At 62.9% G+C, this 16,600-nt stretch carries 17 protein-coding genes and 1 riboswitch; of the genes, 4 read left to right on the top strand and 13 right to left on the bottom strand.

The annotated features are described in order from the left end of the window. Positions 1-143: 143 nt before the first annotated feature. The 10 genes from VD811_13125 to VD811_13080 all read right to left on the bottom strand — a co-directional run bounded on the left by VD811_13125 (position 144) and on the right by VD811_13080 (position 11,622). Complete coding sequence (locus VD811_13125; protein HXV21923.1) at positions 144-365, bottom strand: hypothetical protein; 222 nt, start codon at positions 363-365, stop codon at positions 144-146. A 201-nt stretch (positions 366-566) separates the two neighbouring features. Next, entirely contained in the window at positions 567-1,778 is a 1,212-nt protein-coding gene (locus VD811_13120; protein HXV21922.1) for a response regulator, read from the bottom strand. 58 nt (positions 1,779-1,836) lie between these two features. After that, a complete protein-coding gene (locus VD811_13115; protein ID HXV21921.1) occupies positions 1,837-4,557 on the bottom strand; it encodes a PAS domain S-box protein in 2,721 nt (906 codons plus the stop codon). Then, entirely contained in the window at positions 4,554-5,123 is a 570-nt protein-coding gene (locus VD811_13110) for a YfiR family protein (GenBank protein ID HXV21920.1), read from the bottom strand. Before VD811_13110 ends, VD811_13115 begins: the two co-directional genes overlap by 4 nt. Positions 5,124-5,147: 24 nt before the next feature. Beyond that, positions 5,148-7,187, bottom strand: a complete 2,040-nt coding sequence (locus VD811_13105) for a TonB-dependent receptor (protein ID HXV21919.1) — start codon at positions 7,185-7,187, stop codon at positions 5,148-5,150. A gap of 136 nt (positions 7,188-7,323) precedes the next feature. After that, positions 7,324-7,413, bottom strand: a riboswitch (cyclic di-GMP riboswitch). A gap of 245 nt (positions 7,414-7,658) precedes the next feature. Next, complete coding sequence (locus VD811_13100) at positions 7,659-8,015, bottom strand: translation initiation factor (GenBank protein HXV21918.1); 357 nt, start codon at positions 8,013-8,015, stop codon at positions 7,659-7,661. Then, on the bottom strand, positions 8,012-8,809 hold the full coding sequence (gene pgeF, locus VD811_13095) for a peptidoglycan editing factor PgeF (protein ID HXV21917.1): 798 nt from the start codon (positions 8,807-8,809) through the stop codon (positions 8,012-8,014). The genes VD811_13100 and pgeF overlap by 4 nt, the downstream gene beginning before the upstream one ends. Before the next feature lie 63 nt (positions 8,810-8,872). Continuing rightward, positions 8,873-9,853, bottom strand: a complete 981-nt coding sequence (locus VD811_13090; GenBank protein ID HXV21916.1) for an RluA family pseudouridine synthase — start codon at positions 9,851-9,853, stop codon at positions 8,873-8,875. Beyond that, on the bottom strand, positions 9,854-10,123 hold the full coding sequence (locus VD811_13085; protein ID HXV21915.1) for a hypothetical protein: 270 nt from the start codon (positions 10,121-10,123) through the stop codon (positions 9,854-9,856). Between the two features lie 71 nt (positions 10,124-10,194). Next, the gene (locus tag VD811_13080; protein ID HXV21914.1) at positions 10,195-11,622 is read right to left on the bottom strand and encodes a DegQ family serine endoprotease; all 1,428 of its coding nucleotides are present in this window, start codon (positions 11,620-11,622) and stop codon (positions 10,195-10,197) included. Between the two features lie 179 nt (positions 11,623-11,801). Here VD811_13080 and VD811_13075 point away from each other — a divergent pair, with 179 nt between their 5' ends. Further along, entirely contained in the window at positions 11,802-12,068 is a 267-nt protein-coding gene (locus tag VD811_13075) for a hypothetical protein (protein ID HXV21913.1), read from the top strand. 103 nt (positions 12,069-12,171) lie between these two features. On the opposite strand, the gene VD811_13070 is transcribed toward VD811_13075, so the two are convergent. Beyond that, the gene (locus VD811_13070) at positions 12,172-12,903 is read right to left on the bottom strand and encodes an HAD family hydrolase (protein HXV21912.1); all 732 of its coding nucleotides are present in this window, start codon (positions 12,901-12,903) and stop codon (positions 12,172-12,174) included. A gap of 176 nt (positions 12,904-13,079) precedes the next feature. Here VD811_13070 and VD811_13065 point away from each other — a divergent pair, with 176 nt between their 5' ends. Both VD811_13065 and elbB read left to right on the top strand, forming a co-directional pair. Further along, complete coding sequence (locus VD811_13065) at positions 13,080-13,676, top strand: XRE family transcriptional regulator (GenBank protein HXV21911.1); 597 nt, start codon at positions 13,080-13,082, stop codon at positions 13,674-13,676. A gap of 183 nt (positions 13,677-13,859) precedes the next feature. Then, positions 13,860-14,528 carry an isoprenoid biosynthesis glyoxalase ElbB gene (elbB, locus tag VD811_13060; protein ID HXV21910.1) on the top strand — a complete coding sequence of 223 codons (669 nt, stop codon included), beginning with the start codon at positions 13,860-13,862 and terminating at the stop codon, positions 14,526-14,528. 109 nt (positions 14,529-14,637) lie between these two features. Here elbB and VD811_13055 read toward each other — a convergent pair whose 3' ends face one another. Next, entirely contained in the window at positions 14,638-15,171 is a 534-nt protein-coding gene (locus VD811_13055) for a VOC family protein (GenBank protein ID HXV21909.1), read from the bottom strand. Between the two features lie 117 nt (positions 15,172-15,288). On the opposite strand from VD811_13055, the gene VD811_13050 reads away from it, so the two are divergent. Continuing rightward, positions 15,289-15,474: a hypothetical protein gene (locus VD811_13050; protein ID HXV21908.1), complete on the top strand. Its 186-nt coding sequence runs from the start codon at positions 15,289-15,291 to the stop codon at positions 15,472-15,474. A 66-nt stretch (positions 15,475-15,540) separates the two neighbouring features. Here VD811_13050 and VD811_13045 read toward each other — a convergent pair whose 3' ends face one another. Then, on the bottom strand, positions 15,541-16,479 hold the full coding sequence (locus VD811_13045; protein HXV21907.1) for a hypothetical protein: 939 nt from the start codon (positions 16,477-16,479) through the stop codon (positions 15,541-15,543). Positions 16,480-16,600 lie beyond the last annotated feature (121 nt).

Here is a 16,600-nt window from a genome sequence, read left to right as displayed (position 1 = left end):
AGCTGCCCAGACCGGCGATGCGCTGAACATGGGTCAGCCGGGCCCGGCAGAGGGCGAGTTCGTCCCATTCGCGGCCGGTTCGCGGAGCAGCCACGTCCGGTTGGCGGGTTGGCATCAGCAATTCCTTGCGGTCTTTCTTGTCATCAGTTGAGCGACAGGAACGCCTTGGACACTGCCTGTCCGGAAGGCAAGATGTCGTCGCTGATTCTGTCGATATTGTTCAGGTATTTGCGTCTTCTTTCACAGAGGCTGAATCCTCTTCCCTGGCAATAGAAGCTTACCAATCCTCGCCAGACGTTGCTCCTGCGCTCGCCGTACTTGCGGAAGAAACCGCAATGCTTGAGGTATTCACAGGTATCACTCATGCTCATTCCCTTTGCAAGAACTCTCCGCAGCGCGCTGCGAAGGCTGGCCCTCCGCCCCGGCAGAAGGTCGAGCCAGAACCGGCCGGCACTGGTTCGTTTAACACATGCCGCCTTATAAATTTCTTATATTTTTAACAAGAGGAGAGCGCCGCTGGCGGTGACCAAGCGGCAGAGAAGGGGTCGAACGGGACTGGCCTCGAATCAATGCCGGGGATTGAAGCTTTCCAGGATTTCCCGGATTTCCTTCGGGCTGAAGCCGGCCCGGCAGAGGGCCTCTTCGTACTGCCTGACCACTTCGCCGGCCTTTGCGGGGTTGTGCGCCGCCAGGTAGCTTTGGTGAAGAGCCCGTACCAGATCGTCGTTGGTGCGATCATAGGGAAGAGCCTGAGAGAGAATCCGGCTTGCCGTTTCATAATCACCTTCGGCCAGGAGAAGTTCGCTCCAGCCGAGAACGACCTCGACATAAAGATGGTCGAGCTTTTCCTTGAAATCGTGCAGCCGTTCGATTTCCGATGTCCCGGGCAGAAAGGGACCGCCCCACCACTGCAGGGCTTCGGCAAACGCTGCCCTGGCCGCCGCCGGATTCTTTTTCTTCATCGACTCCAGTCCCCGCCGGGCGGCCAGCAGAAATTCGACGGCATCGACCCGGCAGTTGTTCAGGCAGAGGATGCCTCTCTGTAAAACGATATAGTTGGCGATCGCATGCGGCTGCAGGACGTTTTCCACGGTCTTCCGCAGCCGCAGCAGCAGCGAGTCGAAACTCGACCGCGCCTTCTCCGGCCGGCTTTCCGGCCACATAGCCAGCTGAATTTCGTCCTTGCAAACCCGCATCTGCGGCGAGGTCATCAGCAGGCCCAGCAGGTTGCGCAGCGAGCGGCTCAAATCCTCGGCCCTGGCCACCACCCGATCGCCCAGCAGAAATTCCATCTGCCCCAGGGTGCGGATATGCAGCACGGGCACCTCCGTCTCGGCGGCCTGGCCTGCCGTCCGCACCTTGTCGCCGGTCGCCTGCTGGAGCGCCTGGCGCAGTTGCGCTTCCACCTGCCAGTGATGCAGGGCCATCTCCACGGCGACGACCAGTTCCCGGTCTTCGAACGGTTTGAGCACGTAGCCGACGGCATTGAGCCCCTTGGCCTGTGCCAGCATTTCCCGATCGACGTATGAGGTCACAAAGAGCGACGGCACCTGAAACGACTCCATGATTCGCCGTGCCGTTTCGATACCGTTCATCTCGCCCTGCAGGCGGATATCCATCAGCACCAGGTCGGGCCGACTTTCAGCGACCCTGGGAATCGCCTCTTCGCCCGAAGGGACACACCCCACCACGCGGTAGCCGTGACCGGCCAGGCAATTGCGGATGTCCATGGCAACAATGCTTTCGTCTTCGACAACCAGGATGCTGACAGCATTCATGCGCCTTCTCCTCCACGTTTTCGACCGAATTCGATTCCCCCAGCGTCCCCCGCGAGGGCTACACGCTCTGCTGCATGCCGCTACCGGCGGCCGGGCAGCGGATGACCACCCGGGTGCCGCCGCCTTGCTCGACCATCACGGTCCCGTTGAGTTGCTGCGCGAGGCCGCGAACCAGTTGCAGGCCCAACGTCTCGACCCCCGCCAGGTCGATCTCCGGCGGCAGGCCGACCCCGTTGTCCTCGACCGACAGCACGGTCGCTGCGGCCTCCGACCTGAGCACAACCCGGATTTCCCCGCTCCGCCCATCCGGGAAGGCATATTTCAGGGCATTGGTCAACAACTCATTGACAATCATGCCACAGGGAATGGCCACGTCCACATCGAGATAAACCTCATCGATGTCGAGAACCAGCTTCACCTTCTTCGGGCTGACGTTGTAAAGGCTGCGCAGCTGCCTGGAAAACTCCTCGATGTACTCGGCAAAATTGATCCGCGAAAGATTTTTCGACTGATAGAGCTTCGCGTGAATCAGTGCCATCGACCGGATCCGGTTGCGGGTGGCGTTAAGTTCGGCCCGGGTCTTCGCTTCGGTGATTTTCTTCATCTGCAGATTGAGCAGGCTGGAGATGATCTGCAGATTATTCTTTACCCGGTGGTGGAGTTCCTTGAGCAGGACGTCCTTCTCGGCAATGGAAGCTTTCAGCCGCCCTTCCGTCTCCTTGCGCTCGGTGATGTCCTCGCAGACCGTGACGACCGCCAGCGGGTTGCCGGCGGCATCGGTGACAAGATCCCCGATCAGTCGCACGGGGAAAATGCTGCCGTCCTTGTGCAGGTTCAGGCTTTCCCGCTCGCCGGCTTGCACATTCGCCCCCGGGAACTCCGAACGCAGCTCAGGAGGACCGAGGATATTGACCTTCCGCCCCAGCAACTCCCCGATTTCGTAGCCGTGCATGCTGGCTTCGGCCGGATTGGCAAAAATGATTTCTCCCTGCAGGTTGGCGATAGTGACCCCCACCCGGGTCGTCTCCAGAGCCTTGCCCAATGTGCGCAGGGCTTCTTCGGCCCGCCGACGCTCGCTGATGTCGATCAGCGATACGATCACACTGTCGAGACTTTTCAGTGCACTGGGCAAGACGGAATAGCGGATGAGAAAATGCCGTTCCTCGCCGGTCAGGGTGCGATTGATTCCTTCCGTCTCGAACAGCGTGCGGCCCTCGGACAGGGCCACCAGTATTTCACGGAAGGCGGAGAAGGAACTCTCGGTGAATATTTTTCCCAGATCGCCGAAGAACTCCTCCTTGCTACCCGCACCGAACAGCTTGAGCGTCTTCTGGTTGACATCAAGGATACGGGTCAGCCTGGCGCAACGGGCGACCTCATCGGGATGCCTGGCGAAGTAGTCGGCAAAATCGGCAACCCCCGCTTCCCGAAGCTCGGCAAAATAGCCGGGGAGCAGGGAGAAGTCCTCCTTCCAGAGGGAAATCGGCGAATTCTCGAAAAGCGAACGGTAGTTTTCCTCGCTCTCCCGCAAAACGATCTCGGCCCGTCGACGCTCGGTGACATCCAGCAAGTAACCTACCATTCCCGCCACCTCCCCGGAAGGGTTGCGCAACAGGGAAAGGGAAAGATGCGCCCATAATTCTTCGCCCGACTTTTTGCGGCATTTCACTTCAGACTCCAGCTGCCCCTTTTGCAGAAGAGGCAAAAGGCTCTCGCGCTGCAGAAAATTCAGATCGTACTCGCTGAATTCAAACAAGAAAGAGAGGTGCCTTCCCACCGCCTCCCCGGCACTGAAACCAAAGTAGCGCTCGGACCCCTTGTTCCAGTTGGTGACATAGCCGGCGGCATCGGTAACGACCACGGAATCGTGAACCTGCTCCAGGACCTGGGCCTGAAGACGAAGCACCGCCTCCGCCTGCCGGTACTCCTGCAGCAGGCGGTTGAGTTCGTCGTTGGCCCCGGTTAACTTCCGCGTCCGCTCGGCCACCCGCTGTTCGAGATTTCGGTTTGCCTCCGCGAGTTGTTGGTCGCGCAGTTCGATCTGCGTCAGCATGGCGTTGAAGCCATCGACCAGCAGACCGACCTCGTCGCCGCTTCGACTCTCCAGACGCAGGCCATAATTCTGCTCCTCCGTCACCCGGGCCATGAGACCGGTAAGATCCATAATGGGTCGCGAAATCAAGCGTTGCAACCAGGAGGCCAGGACAAATGCGGTCAGGACGGAAAGGAGAAGAATGATCGCTCCCGCGGTTATGAAAGCAGCGATGCGGGCATCCAGTTTCCCCAGGTCGGCCTGCAGGAGCAGAACGCCGACCTGTTCGTCGTCGAGGGTAACCGGGTGAAAAAGCAGCAGGGAACCGTCGTCAAGCCGATATTTGAGTCCGCCATCCGCACTCGCCCCGAAAGGGTCCCCCAGACTGTCCAGAGCCGGGGGAGTGTTCGAAGGCTGGGGGAACGGCCCCTTCTCGTCCCGGAGATAGCGGGCAAAGACCTCCCCCTGGCTGTTCTGCAGCCAGGCACCGACAACCTCCGGCTTCAGCTTCAAGGCATCGAGGGTTTTTACTGCGGCCTCCTGATCGCCGAAGACCAGCGCTGCCCGACCGGTGAAGCCGATGATGCTCGCCAGACTCGCAATCTCGGCCTCGACCTCGCCGCGCTCCGAGCGCACTTCGATCGCCAGGATGGTCGTCAGGGCCAGTGTCAGAATGGCGCAGCTGATGGCCATCATGAGAACGACCAGCTTGGCCCGGATGGACAGCTTGCCGAAACCCCGAGTCATCGCTTTTCACCTCCGTTGGCAGCCAGGACGAACGACGCCAGGTGCAATACTTCGGAACTGATGTTCAGGCCGGCCTTCCGGACGGCTGCCAGTTTTACGCCGAAGCGGAGTTTGCGTTCTTCCTGGAACAGCTCGACCATTCCTCCCCGGGCGGCAAAGCCATCGATGTCGCTAACCGTCAGAATCGGCCGCTCCGCCACCACCGCCAGGAGTTCGTCCAGGCGGGACGCCTCGGCGGCGCCGATGAACAGGAGGTGGGAGTCGAGTGCCTCATCGATGGCGGCAACCTTGCGCACCTCCAGCCCTCGCCCCCCAACCTGGCGGCCGGCTAGCGATTCGCTGGCAACTGTATAAAGTTCCGGGTCGAACACGGCAAGAACCAGAGGGGAACGGCTATCGCCGAAGGCCGTCTCCGGCCAGGTTATGAACTTGGTGAAATTGAACAGAAAGGCTGTTTTGACCTGGGATTCCCGGTACTGGTAAGTCACTTCCAGAGCGAGAGATTCCGTAGCGACAATGCCGACGAGCAGGACGACCGCAAGAATTTTCGTGGTGCGCCCAAACATGCGCAATGCTATGCCTCTCGTTGATCAGTGTAGCCAGGTCATCTTGGCGTAAACGCCGCGTTGCACTTCGGTCGGTAGAACATTGAAGAGCGTTTCCCGGGGGAACTCGGGATGGTGGCTGTCGAGAAGGTTCTGCCCGACAAAAGCGACCTCCAGGTTCGGGCGGAGCTTCCAGCCGAGCCGGGTATCGAGTTCAAGATAGCTCGGAATATCATCGCGGCGCAACCGGTCGACGTAGCGCAACCACAGGTCGAGTTCGAGATGGGCGGGCAGATCGATCCTGGCGCGCAGCGACCCCTGGTGGCTGGGGCTCTTCTCTTCCTCGATCCGGGCAAAGGGATCGTCCCCCCGGTCGCGGTGCCGGATGGAAAGCTGCAGCCAGGTATAGGCGGCGCTCAGCTTCAGCTGTTTCAGCGCTTGCCATTCCGCGGCCAGCTCCAGGCCGTAAGCCTCCCCCTCCAGCCTGTTGCCGAGGCTTGCCGGCAGCACGAAGTGAGGGGGAGGCGGCGACGCTTCTGGAAAAGGAACGCCGAGATCGAAGCTGCGCAACCGGTCGTAGAAATTGTAGAAGAGCGCTGCGTCGAAACCGAGGGGCACCTCCGGATGATACCGGTACCCCAGCTCGAAGGCCGTCACTTTTTCCGCGTCGAAGTCCCGGCTGCCCGAGACGATGGCGACAACTGGCGGCGGCCCGGTGGAGAACGGTGTGAGCACGCGAATTTCACGATCGAAGCGCGACGGGGTGCGGGCCACCCTGGACATCGCGCCCCAGAGGGAATGGTGTTCGTCGGGCATCCCGAGCAGCCTGACATTCGGCTGGAATTCGTAGCCGGTATAGCTGTTATGCTCAAGCCTGGCGCCTATCGTCAGGGTCAGCCGGTCGGGGAGGAGGGTGATCTCGTCCTGGATAAACAGATTGTAGAGGTGTTCGGTACGGCGCGATCGGAGCGATACGGTCGGGGTGCTCTCGAATTGGCTCAGCGCATAGTTGAAGCCGCCGCCCCAGACGAGCTCGTGCCGGCGACCCAGCTTCAACCCGTTTTGCAGCCTGAAGTCGACCGCATGCCGTTCTTCGTCGAAGGAAAAATCCTGGCGCCGGGTCAAGTCGTAGAATAGCTGCAAGGAAGTCTTATCGCCCCGGCGGGCGACATGTTCCCAGCGGGACAGCAGGTTGGCGCCGGCGATCTGCGTCTCATCTTCAACCACGCGGGGGAGAGCGGAGGCAGGATCGAAACGGGTGCCCGCCACTCCGGCACTGCCGGTATAGGCATCCCCCTGCAGAGTCAGCGACTCCCCCGTCCTCGGCAGCCAGTCGAGACGGAAACCGCCGCGGACCGCTTCCCAGCCGTCCGCGGCATCCCGACCGGCGATCCCGTGCGCATCGTCCCGCCGGAAATATTTGGCATAGCCTCGCCAGAAGGACTGCGGACCGAGTTGCCCCCCGTAGCGCAGTCCGCCGAAAAGGCGCTCTTCGCTGCCGCCACCGGCCGTAACCAGCGTCCCTTGAGTCAGACGGGCATCCCGGGTGATGATGTTGATGACGCCGTTGACGGCATTGGCCCCCCAGAGGGTCGCTCCCGGCCCGCGGATCACCTCGATACGGTCGATATCCTCGAGCAGGGTATCCTGAACGTCCCAGAACGTCGACGGGAAGATGGTGTTGATGACGCTGCGGCCATCCATCAGCACCAGAAGCTTGTTGGCATAACGGCTGTTGAAACTGCGGGAGCTGATCGCCCACTTGTTGGCGTCGATCCGCGCCACCGTCAGCCCCGGCACCATCCGCAGAGCCTCCGGAATACTGGTCACCCCCGAGCGGCGAATATCCTCCCGGGTGATGACGAAGATGGCGGCGGCGGTCTCCGCAAGTTTCTGCTCCTTGCCGGCGGCCGAGGTGACCTCCAGGTCCATCAGCTCGGGCAGCGTCAACTCCGGCAGTTCACTGCCGAGAGAGGCCAGTTGCACCCGGGCTTCCGCCCGCTCGGCTGCCGCCGTGGCATTTGCCGGCAACAAGGCGAAAAGCAGCGCCACGCCCGCCATTCCGTTCCTGCCGAATCGAACCATGCCCTGGGCCGCCATCCAGAACCCCCCGCTGCATTAAAATGAAAACGCCCGCCTGCCGAGCGCAGACGGGCGTTAATATCCTTAACCGGGCGGAAATAATTTCATCCTGCCAGTCTCCCAGGATATCAAGACTCTCTTCGGCGGCTCGGCTGCCCGCTTTCGCTGCTGCGTCGGCGGGCCCGTGACTCTGCGTCGCCAGGTTGCCCTGGTTTTGCTCTTGTCGTGAGAGTTGATGTACTGCTGGTAAAGGTAAAAAAGGTCCTTCGGCTCCCCCACCCGACAATTCGATGCATGCCCCCTGGAGCCCCGAACACCTTTGTTCGCTGACAGGTATACTATGCAGGGTCTCACAAAATTCTCACGCCAGGCCGGCCGGCGGCATGAAAATGCGGAGCCCCGACCTCCCCGGCTCCAGGCTGACAACATTGCTCGGCAGCGGCAAGCAGCTGCCACGATTGAGCAGAACACTCCTCACCCCCCCTTGCAGCGGAAACCCTTCGCGGTCAGGAAGTCCCGCACGCTCTCGCGCTGGTCCCCCTGAATTTCGAGATCGCCATCCTTGGCTGTTCCGCCGGCGCCGCAACGGGCCTTGAGCTCCTTGAGCAAGCCTTTCAGCTCGGCTTCGGACAGCACCAGCCCGGCCACCACCGTAACCGACTTGCCGCAGCGTCTCTCCAAGCGCAGACGGGCGAGCTGTTTTGCGGGCGGCAGCGCGACGGCAGCGGTCGCCGGGCAGTTGCAGGCGGTTTGCGGGCGACCGCAGCCGGGGCATTCCCGGGTGATCCCCCAGCCGGTGCCGCCGGTCAGCCGGGTCGACTTGCCGCTCATGCGCCCATCTTGATGAAGCCGATCTGCCGCCCGGTTTTGCCGCTGTCCCGACGGTAGGAGAAGAACAGCTCCTTGTGGCAGCAGGTGCATTCGGCCGCTACCTCGATACGGGCCGGATCGAGGCCGGCCGTCTCCAGCTGCAGTTGGCAGCTGCGCTTGAGATCGAGATGCCACTTGCCGAGCGCCACTTCAGCGGCGATCTTTTCCCAATCGCCGGCGCCGATGCGGAACGCATCGCGCACCGGCCGGTCGACTTCGTAATGATGCGCGCCGATGCCGGGGCCGACCGCCGCGGCAATCTGCTCCGGCCGGCAGCCGAAGCTGTTCTGCATCGCCTTTACCGTCTTCCCGAGAAGTCCCGCCGCCGCTCCCCGCCAGCCGACATGGACGGAGGCTGCGACTCTGCGGGCAGGGTCGAAGAGCAGGACCGGAAAACAGTCCGCCACCAGGATGCCGATCATGATGCCGGGCCGGTCGGTGATGACGGCATCGCACTCGACACCGAGGAAGTGGGAAAGATCGGGGTTGGGCTCGTCGATCAGCAGGATATCGGTGCCGTGCACTTGCTGCACGGTCAGCAGAAGGCGCGGGTCGATGTCGAAGGCGCGGGCCAGGGTAGAGCGGTTCGCCTCCACGTTGTGCCGCGGGTCATCGGTATTGTAGCCGAGGTTGAGGGAATTATAGGGGGGCCGGCTGACGCCGCCGTTTCGGGTGGTGAAGCCGGCCTGGACGGTGCCCTCCTGAGCCCAGGCGGGCTGCAGGTAGTTGATCTTGCCTTGACGTGCGAGTTTCATGGAACACTCCGTGTTCGGGCGCCAGGCAAAAGGCCCGAGGCAAAAGGGAAAACCCCTTAGCCTTTAGCCATCAGCCTTTAGCCGATATTTGGTTTCAAGATAATCGAGAATCGCCCGCAGGTCTTCCGGCACCGGACTCTCGAATTCCATGTAGGTGCCGGTGGCCGGGTGGATGAAGCCGAGGACCCGGGCATGCAGCGCCTGGCGGTGCAGCGAGAGCAGCCGCTGGCGCAGGGCCGGATCGGTCAGGGCCTGGGTACGGCCGCTGGAGCCGTAGACCGGATCGCCGACGACGGGATGGCTCATCTCCGAGAAGTGCACGCGGATCTGGTGCGTGCGGCCGGTCTCCAGGGTCAGTTCCACCAGGGTCAGCCGCTCCTGTTCGAAGCGGCGCAGCACCCGCCAGTGGGTGACCGCGCGCCGGCCGGATCGGGTCTTGCCGCTCATTTTCTTGCGCTCGGTGGTATGCCGGCCGATCGGCCTGTCGACCGTCCCCCGGTCGGCCGGCAGCAGACCGTGCACCAGAGCGAGGTAGCGCCGGTTGATGCTGTGCGCCTTGAACTGCCGGGCCAGGGCGCCCAGCGCCGCGTCGTCCTTGGCCGCCACCATGACCCCGGAGGTATCCTTGTCGAGGCGATGAACGATGCCGGGGCGCAACTCGCCGCCAATGCCGGCGAGGTCCCGGCAGTGGTGCAGCAGCGCGTTCACCAGGGTCCCCCCCTGGTGGCCGGGGGCGGGATGGACGACCATGCCGGCCGGCTTGTCGATGACCACCAGGTGTCGATCCTCGTAGAGGATACGGAGGGGAATCTCCTCGGGGAGGGCCTCGGCGGGGACCGCCTCCGGCAGCGTGACGGCCAGAGCCTCCCCTCCTTTCAGCTTTTCGCCCGCCTTGGCGGGGGACCCGCGCAGCAGCACCCGGCCGTCATCGATCAGCTTCTTGACCTGTGAGCGGGTCAGCTCCGGCAGACTGTCGGCGAGAAAACGGTCGAGCCGCTCGGCAGAGCGGCCCGGTTCAAAAGTGAATCGGCGGATTTCCTCCATCTACCAGATGGAACTCTCGATCTTGCCGGCCTGTTTGATCATCACGTCGACGATGGCGCGATCATAGAGATGGTCACGGTTGGCGAGCTCGGGCGACACCCTGGTATTGAAGTGCTCCCGCCCTTCCCGCAGTTCGTCGGCCAGCACATCGAAGATGCTGTCGTTCTTGATCCCTTCCTTCACCTTCTCCTGGTTGTAGAGGGCAATGTCCGAGACGATTGCCCGCGCCAGCCGGAAAGCAAGGTCTGGATTATCCACCAGCCTGGCCATGGTTCCTCCCTGTAAACTGGAAATAATGTCCGTCTGTGTTTTCAGTAATGGCCGAGCCGGTGCCGGCGCCCTCAGCGCACGGGGAACGCCAGATAGAGCGTGGTCTCCCCGCGGCGGACAAGCAGGACTACGTTCCTTTGCCTTCCAGCTTTCTCGGCCGCCTGCCGGAAGGCAGCGAGATCGTTCACTTCCTGCTGGTTGATCGCCAGGATGACATCGCCGGGACGCACGCCGGCGGCAGCGGCGGCTGAATCGGGGTCGACCGTCTCCACCTGCACCCCCGCCCCCCCGGCGGCCGGCACCACGGTCAGTCCGAGCCCCTGCCGCTTCCCCTGCTCCTGGCTCGGAGCCGCCGCGGCAGCCGCCGGCGGCTGCTGGGCGACAATGGTCACCGGCAGAGCCAGGCGCTTGCCCTGGCGCAGCAGCACCAGCTCGACCTTGCTGCCGGCTGGCGTGCTCGCCACCAGCAGCTGCAGCTCGCGCACCCCGCGAACGGGTTTTCCGTCGTAGGTGAGCAGCACGTCGCCGCGTTTCACCCCGGCCTTTTCGGCGGGAGAGCCGGCGAGCACCTGGTTGACCAGCGCTCCGGAGACATTGTCGAGGCCGAACGATTCGGCCAGCTCCGGCGTCAGCGGCTGGATGCTCACGCCCAGCCAGCCACGGGTGACTTCGCCCTTTTCGATCAGCTGATCGGCGATCAGCCGGGCCAGGTTGATCGGGATGGCAAAGCCGATGCCCTGGCCGGAAGCGACGATGGCGGTATTGATCCCCATCACCTCGCCATAAATGTTGAGCAGCGGCCCGCCCGAGTTTCCGGGGTTGATCGAGGCATCGGTCTGGATGAAATCCTCGTAGTCCTCGATGCCGACATTGGCCCGGCCGGTGGCGGAGATGACCCCGACGGTCAGGGTGCGGTCGAGGCCGAAGGGGTTGCCGATGGCCAGCGCCCACTGTCCCACCTTGAGGGTGTCGGAGTCGCCGAGCACCACGGTGGGCAGCTTCTCCTGCGCCTCGATCTTGATCACGGCGACATCGGTACGCGGGTCGCTCCCCACCACCTTGCCGTCGTAGATGCGCTGGTCCGAGAGTTTGACCTTGATCTCCGCGGCCCCCTTGACGACATGGTCGTTGGTCAGGATGTAGCCGTCCGCACTGAGGATGAAGCCCGAACCAAGGCTCTGCTCCTTGCGCTGGAGGGGAGGATGCTGACGAAAGAGATCGCCGAAGAAATCCTCGAAAAGGGGGCCGAGGTCGCGGACCGCAGCCATGCGTGCGGCGCTGATGTTGACCACCGCCGGCGTCACCTTCTCGGAAACCTCGATAAACGCCTCCTGGGTGGAAATCAGCTCCGGCGCCGGTTCCTCCACCGGCGGTTTGACCTTGTCGCTGCGCACCGAGGTCTGGATGTGCGCTTCCTGCTCCCTTTCGCAGCCAGTCAGCGGCAGGAGCAGTGCGGTCAACAGAAGGACATGAAGAACAGGGCGCAGGATGCGATGCATGGCTCTCTCTCTTGGGGCTTCGGGGCGTTGGAAGAGTAGCGAAAAAAAGAGGTTATGTCAATTATTACGCCCCTGGAGTTGCGTTTGCAGGAGTGGGAAATCGTTTGCCAAGGCTGCATGCCGGATGTTATAAGGCCCTCAGCAACTGGAGTGTTCGCTCGCAAACAGTGTGAGGCCCCTTGACCCTTTTTTTCGGCATCCTTTTTCTGCTGTCCGGCATCACCAACTTCGCCTTCACCCTCATGATCCTGCGCGAGCTCGCGGCAGAAAAAAAGGGGCTCAGTTTTTTCGATCTGCGCTGGTATGTCCTGAAAAACCTCAACAACTACAAGACACTGACCCGTTCAAGATATGGCAGGGTGGGCTTCCCCTACTACGGCTACCTGACTACCCTGGCGACATTGATCCTTTCAGCCGTTCTGTTCCTCGACTCCCTGGCCCACTGAGTTTCACGGGAGGATTTCCCTCTCCCCGCTTGCGGAAGGTCGACAAAAAAGGCGGCCCGCGAGGGTCGCCTGTCGGTTCTCGGGAAAGGAGGGAAAAGGAGATCTAGGCGGCAGCGCCCAACTGGCCGAGGAACCGGAACAGATCCAGGTGCCCGCCGCGGAAGTCGGTCTCGTAGCGCCCCTTCGCCCGGTCGAGCAGCCAGGTGTCGACGAGAAATGTGGGGATGCCGGCCGAACGGGCGCCCAGGTCGTGCTCGGTATCGTTGCCGATCATGACGCACTCTTCCGGCGCCAGGCCGAGCTGGCCGAGGACGTCGCGGAAGTAACCGGGATGGGGCTTGCAGTAGCGGCTGTTGTCGAAGGTGGTGACGTAGTCGAAGGGGAAATCGGCGATTCCCGCCCAGCGCAGGCGGGCTTCGACCAGCGGCCGGGGAAAGACCGGGTTGGTGGCGACGACAACCTTGAGGCCGCGCTCGAAACAGCGCGCCAGGATGTCGCGGGCGAGCGCCAGCGGGCGAACGAGCGTCTCGAGGCCGGCCATGCCGTTGGCGCAATAGCGCGCCAGGCGTTCGCCGCAAAGGGCCGCGTCGAGTCCGAGCTGGCGGCCAAGGGTAGCGAGAAAGAACTGCTCGTTATTGAACACCCCTTCCTCGCTGGCCAGCAGGGCGCGGATCGAATCCCTGATCGCCCGGCCAAAGGCTGCGGGGTCGGACACGTCGGGAAAATGCTTCGCCAGCCCTTCGATATAGGCGGGGATGAACTCGCGCATCTCGACCTGAAGCAAGGTTCCGTCGAGGTCGAAGAGGACACCCCTGACCTTTGCAAACTGTTCCAAATGCTCTCTCCTGCCCATACAGAAAATGATCACAAAAACGTATACGGCAGAATAGCACAAGGGACCGGCAAAATCCAAGCCTGAGAATCAGCCGACCGGCGGGCCGCCACAAAAACCTTGACTTGCCCACTCCGTCGGGGTAGAAACGCCTGTAAAAACAGTGAGGTAACAAATCGATGGACACCTTCCGGGAAGAAGTCAAGGAACTGCAGATCGGCCTCAAGATCCGCCGCCTGCGCCAGGAGCGGCGGCTGACCCTGCAGGATCTTGCCGAAGCGACCGGCCTGTCCAAGCCGCTCCTTTCGCAGATCGAAAACGAGCAGGTCATCCCGCCCCTCTCCACCCTGCTGCGCATCGCCAAGGCATTCAAGGTGCAGTTGCAGACCTTCTTTCAGGAAGAAGGGAGCAGCGAAAAGTGCATCCTGGTCCGGGCCGGCGAAAGCCGCCGGCTCCCCCGGCGGCCGAACCTGGAAGGCGCCCTGCCGCCCTACACCTATCATTCCCTCGCCTACGGCAAGAAGCACCGCAACCTGGAGCCTTTCCTGGTCGAATTCGAAGCCCGCCAGTGGAGCGAGGAGTTGCAGGTCAGTCATGAGGGGGAGGAGTTCCTCTTTCTGCTCGAGGGGGAACTGGAGCTGCATTACGGCGAGAAGGTGATGACCATCGGCCCCGGCGACTCGGTCTACTACGACTCCTCCGAACCGCACGGCTACGTGGTCAGGGGGGAAGTGCGGCCGCGGGCCGTGGCGGTGCTCTTCTCGCGCGGCGGCTAGCCGACTTGACATCTGGAGCTTTTTTTCTAGTCTTCACTGACGATAAAAGCAAAGCATCCGTCTCGCGCAAGGCGCCAAGAACGCAAAGGGAACCGGGAACATGTTTTCCTTTGCGTCTTGAGTTCGCGCCAGCGAACGGGCGTGAGGCTCTTTTTTATTGATTCCCCACAAGGAGACAAAACCATGGCGAAGAAGAAGATCGGCGTTGTCCTTTCCGGCTGCGGCGTCTATGACGGCAGCGAAATCCACGAGGCGGTCATCACCCTGCTGGCCATCGACCGGGCCGGCGCCGAGGCGGTCTGCATGGCTCCCGACATGGAGCAGATGCATGTGGTCAATCACCTCACCGGCGAGGTCGCCGGCGGCGAGAAACGCAACGTGCTGGTCGAATCGGCCCGCATCGCCCGCGGCAAGATCAGAAACATCAAGGAGGTCAAGGCCGGCGATGTCGACGCCCTGATCTTCCCCGGCGGCTTCGGCGCCGCCAAGAACCTCTGCGACTTCGCCGTCAAGGGGGCCGAATGCAGTGCCCACCCCGAAGTGGCCCGCCTGGTGCGGGAGGTGGTCCAGGCACAAAAACCGCTGGCCGCCGTCTGCATCGCCCCGGCCCTGGTTTCCCGGGTGCTCGGCAACGAGAAGCTGGCCCACCAGTTGACCATCGGCACCGATGCGGGGACGGCCCAGGCGCTGGAGAAGATGGGGAGCGTCCACGTCGCCTGTCCGGTGCATGAATTCGTCGTCGACAAGAAGAACAAGCTCGTCTCCACCCCGGCCTACATGCTGGCCGGCCGCATCAGCGAAGCGGCCGAGGGGATCGAGAAGACGGTCAAGGCGCTGCTCGAAATGGCGTAAACACCCTTCCGGACATATCTGGAAACGAGCGAAGGCGGGCCGGAGGGCTCGCCTTCACGCGTATGGCGGGGGCATTAAGCAAAGTGGCACAGAAATTCCGGCCACAAGCTCATGATGCCGGCACCTGGCGGCGCAGTCCTTCCAGGTCGAGGCGTTCGGTACCCATCGCCATCCGGCCGTCCGCCGTGCGCGGCCAGCTCTCCTGCGGTCGGTCCCAGTACAGCTCCAGGCCGTTGCCGTCCGGGTCGCGCAGGTAGAGGGCCTCGCTGACTCCATGGTCGGCGGCGCCTTCGAGGGGGATCCGGGCGGTCTCCAGACGGCGCAGGGCGTCGGCCAGGGCGGCGCGGGTCGGGTAGCGGATGGCGACATGGTAGAGCCCCGTCGTTCCGGAAGGGGGCGGGGAACCGCCACGGCTCTCCCAGGTGTTGAGACCGAGGTGATGATGGTAGCCGCCTGCCGAAACGAAGGCGGCCTCGCTCCCCAGACGCTGGGTCAACTCGAACCCGAGCACGCCGCAGTAGAAGTCGAGCGCCCGGGGCAGGTCTGCAACCTTGAGGTGGACGTGTCCGATGGTGACGCCGGGGTCGATGGGTCCGAAGGCCGCCCTCCCGCTCTCGTCACGGGGGGATTTGGTCGGAGTCATGGTTCTGCTCCTTTCACGGAGGGTTCTCTTCATTTTACCACCGCCGGTACACGAACCGACGGTTTTGCCAGTCCCGCCCTGCGGGTATACAGTTAACGGGAAGCAGCAGGAGGGAAGATGCCGGTCAGGGAAGTGGACGGATATTATGTCGGACAGCGCGGCTGGATCGACGTGTTGGACAGCGCGGGGAAGCGGCGGCGCTGGGTGGAGGGGGAAATCGTCCGGCTCATTCCGGTCTCGGAGAACACCGTCTGGGCGCTGATCAGGACACGGATGGGGACGGGGGCCTATCGGGTGTGGTGATCGCCGTTGCGGCGGCGAATGGCGTAATAAAAGGCGCCAGGCAACGGACGCGAGGCCCGGTTCCGGTCATCCGGCCAGGCCCGCAATCGCCCAGCCGGAAAGGAGCGCGATGCTGATGAGAACCACCGTCCATTCGGTCCTCTGGAGCAGGCGCATCTTCGGGTGGCGCGGCAGGGTGTAACCGAGAAAGAAGAGGGCGATCACCGGCAGCGCCGGAAGAAACATGCCGAGGCCATGGGCCGCCAGCAGGGCAAAAGCCAGCCCGGCCGCCGCCGCCGGGAACCAGAGGGAGAAGCAGCGGCAATCCCCCATTTCGCCAAGCCCGCGCCCCAGCAGATTGTCGTCGATCCGGAATTTATGGGCCGCGGCAATCAGGAAGGCCAGCATGATCACGTCGGCGACGCCGAAAACCGGCAAAAGGTGGTCGACGCCGGGCACGGCGATTTTGACCAGCAGAAAATCGGACCAGGGGACGGTTCCCACCCGTCCATCACGATAAAAGACGTCTATCCCTTCGATCATCTGCCTGCTGGGGCCGGCGAAAACGCTCAGCAGGTCCGCCGCCGACATCACGATGCACACCGGGACGAGCTCCGATGGCCTGTTGAGGCCGGCGACCAGGAAGTTGCCCAGGAGCAAGGCAAAGACGACCAGGTTGGCCGAAGCCAGGACAAAAAGCACCTCCCGGTAGCCATCCGAATGGCGGAGGAGCAGAACGAGGCCGGCCGCCAGGGCGAGGGAGCCGAGAACGAGGAGTCGCCGCAAGCCGGGAAAGCGGATGCAGAACGGTTCCTGGTACAGGGTGAAGACGGCGCAGGCGATCGAGAGAGCGGCGATGAAAATCAGGGCGAAAAGAGGGACGAGAAGACGCGCGACCGTCGCCCCTGCGAGCGGCACCGGGCCCGAAGCCAGGAGGCCCAGCGGCACCAGCGAAAAAAGGAGGAAAACGGCCCCTGCCGGCAGGAATGCACGGCCAGGGATCGGGGGGACAGCAGCTGGAATCATCGCATCATCCGGGGCCTGGGTAACTCTTTCGCGCAGGATAGCAGATCTTCGCATCCGCGCCCACCCTTTCTTCCCGGTGCACCGGGGAGGAGGGTCCGGGATGTCGGCGGAGCAGTTCGCC

This window comes from Desulfuromonadales bacterium (assembly GCA_035620395.1).
Taxonomy (GTDB): domain Bacteria; phylum Desulfobacterota; class Desulfuromonadia; order Desulfuromonadales; family DASPGW01; genus DASPGW01.
The sequence above is the reverse complement of the archived record's forward strand: the minus strand, read 5'-3'. Positions and strand labels throughout refer to the sequence as shown.

Excerpts from the sequence above, each read along its gene's own strand:
- VD811_13125 (HXV21923.1), bottom strand. The coding sequence starts at position 365 with ATGAGTGATACCTGTGAATACCTCAAGCATTGCGGTTTCTTCCGCAAG.
- VD811_13120 (HXV21922.1), bottom strand. The coding sequence starts at position 1,778 with ATGAATGCTGTCAGCATCCTGGTTGTCGAAGACGAAAGCATTGTTGCC.
- VD811_13115 (HXV21921.1), bottom strand. The coding sequence starts at position 4,557 with ATGACTCGGGGTTTCGGCAAGCTGTCCATCCGGGCCAAGCTGGTCGTT.
- VD811_13110 (HXV21920.1), bottom strand. The coding sequence starts at position 5,123 with ATGTTTGGGCGCACCACGAAAATTCTTGCGGTCGTCCTGCTCGTCGGC.
- VD811_13105 (HXV21919.1), bottom strand. The coding sequence starts at position 7,187 with ATGGTTCGATTCGGCAGGAACGGAATGGCGGGCGTGGCGCTGCTTTTC.
- VD811_13100 (HXV21918.1), bottom strand. The coding sequence starts at position 8,015 with ATGAGCGGCAAGTCGACCCGGCTGACCGGCGGCACCGGCTGGGGGATC.
- pgeF (HXV21917.1), bottom strand. The coding sequence starts at position 8,809 with ATGAAACTCGCACGTCAAGGCAAGATCAACTACCTGCAGCCCGCCTGG.
- VD811_13090 (HXV21916.1), bottom strand. The coding sequence starts at position 9,853 with ATGGAGGAAATCCGCCGATTCACTTTTGAACCGGGCCGCTCTGCCGAG.
- VD811_13085 (HXV21915.1), bottom strand. The coding sequence starts at position 10,123 with ATGGCCAGGCTGGTGGATAATCCAGACCTTGCTTTCCGGCTGGCGCGG.
- VD811_13080 (HXV21914.1), bottom strand. The coding sequence starts at position 11,622 with ATGCATCGCATCCTGCGCCCTGTTCTTCATGTCCTTCTGTTGACCGCA.
- VD811_13065 (HXV21911.1), top strand. The coding sequence starts at position 13,080 with ATGGACACCTTCCGGGAAGAAGTCAAGGAACTGCAGATCGGCCTCAAG.
- elbB (HXV21910.1), top strand. The coding sequence starts at position 13,860 with ATGGCGAAGAAGAAGATCGGCGTTGTCCTTTCCGGCTGCGGCGTCTAT.
- VD811_13055 (HXV21909.1), bottom strand. The coding sequence starts at position 15,171 with ATGACTCCGACCAAATCCCCCCGTGACGAGAGCGGGAGGGCGGCCTTC.
- VD811_13050 (HXV21908.1), top strand. The coding sequence starts at position 15,289 with ATGCCGGTCAGGGAAGTGGACGGATATTATGTCGGACAGCGCGGCTGG.
- VD811_13045 (HXV21907.1), bottom strand. The coding sequence starts at position 16,479 with ATGATTCCAGCTGCTGTCCCCCCGATCCCTGGCCGTGCATTCCTGCCG.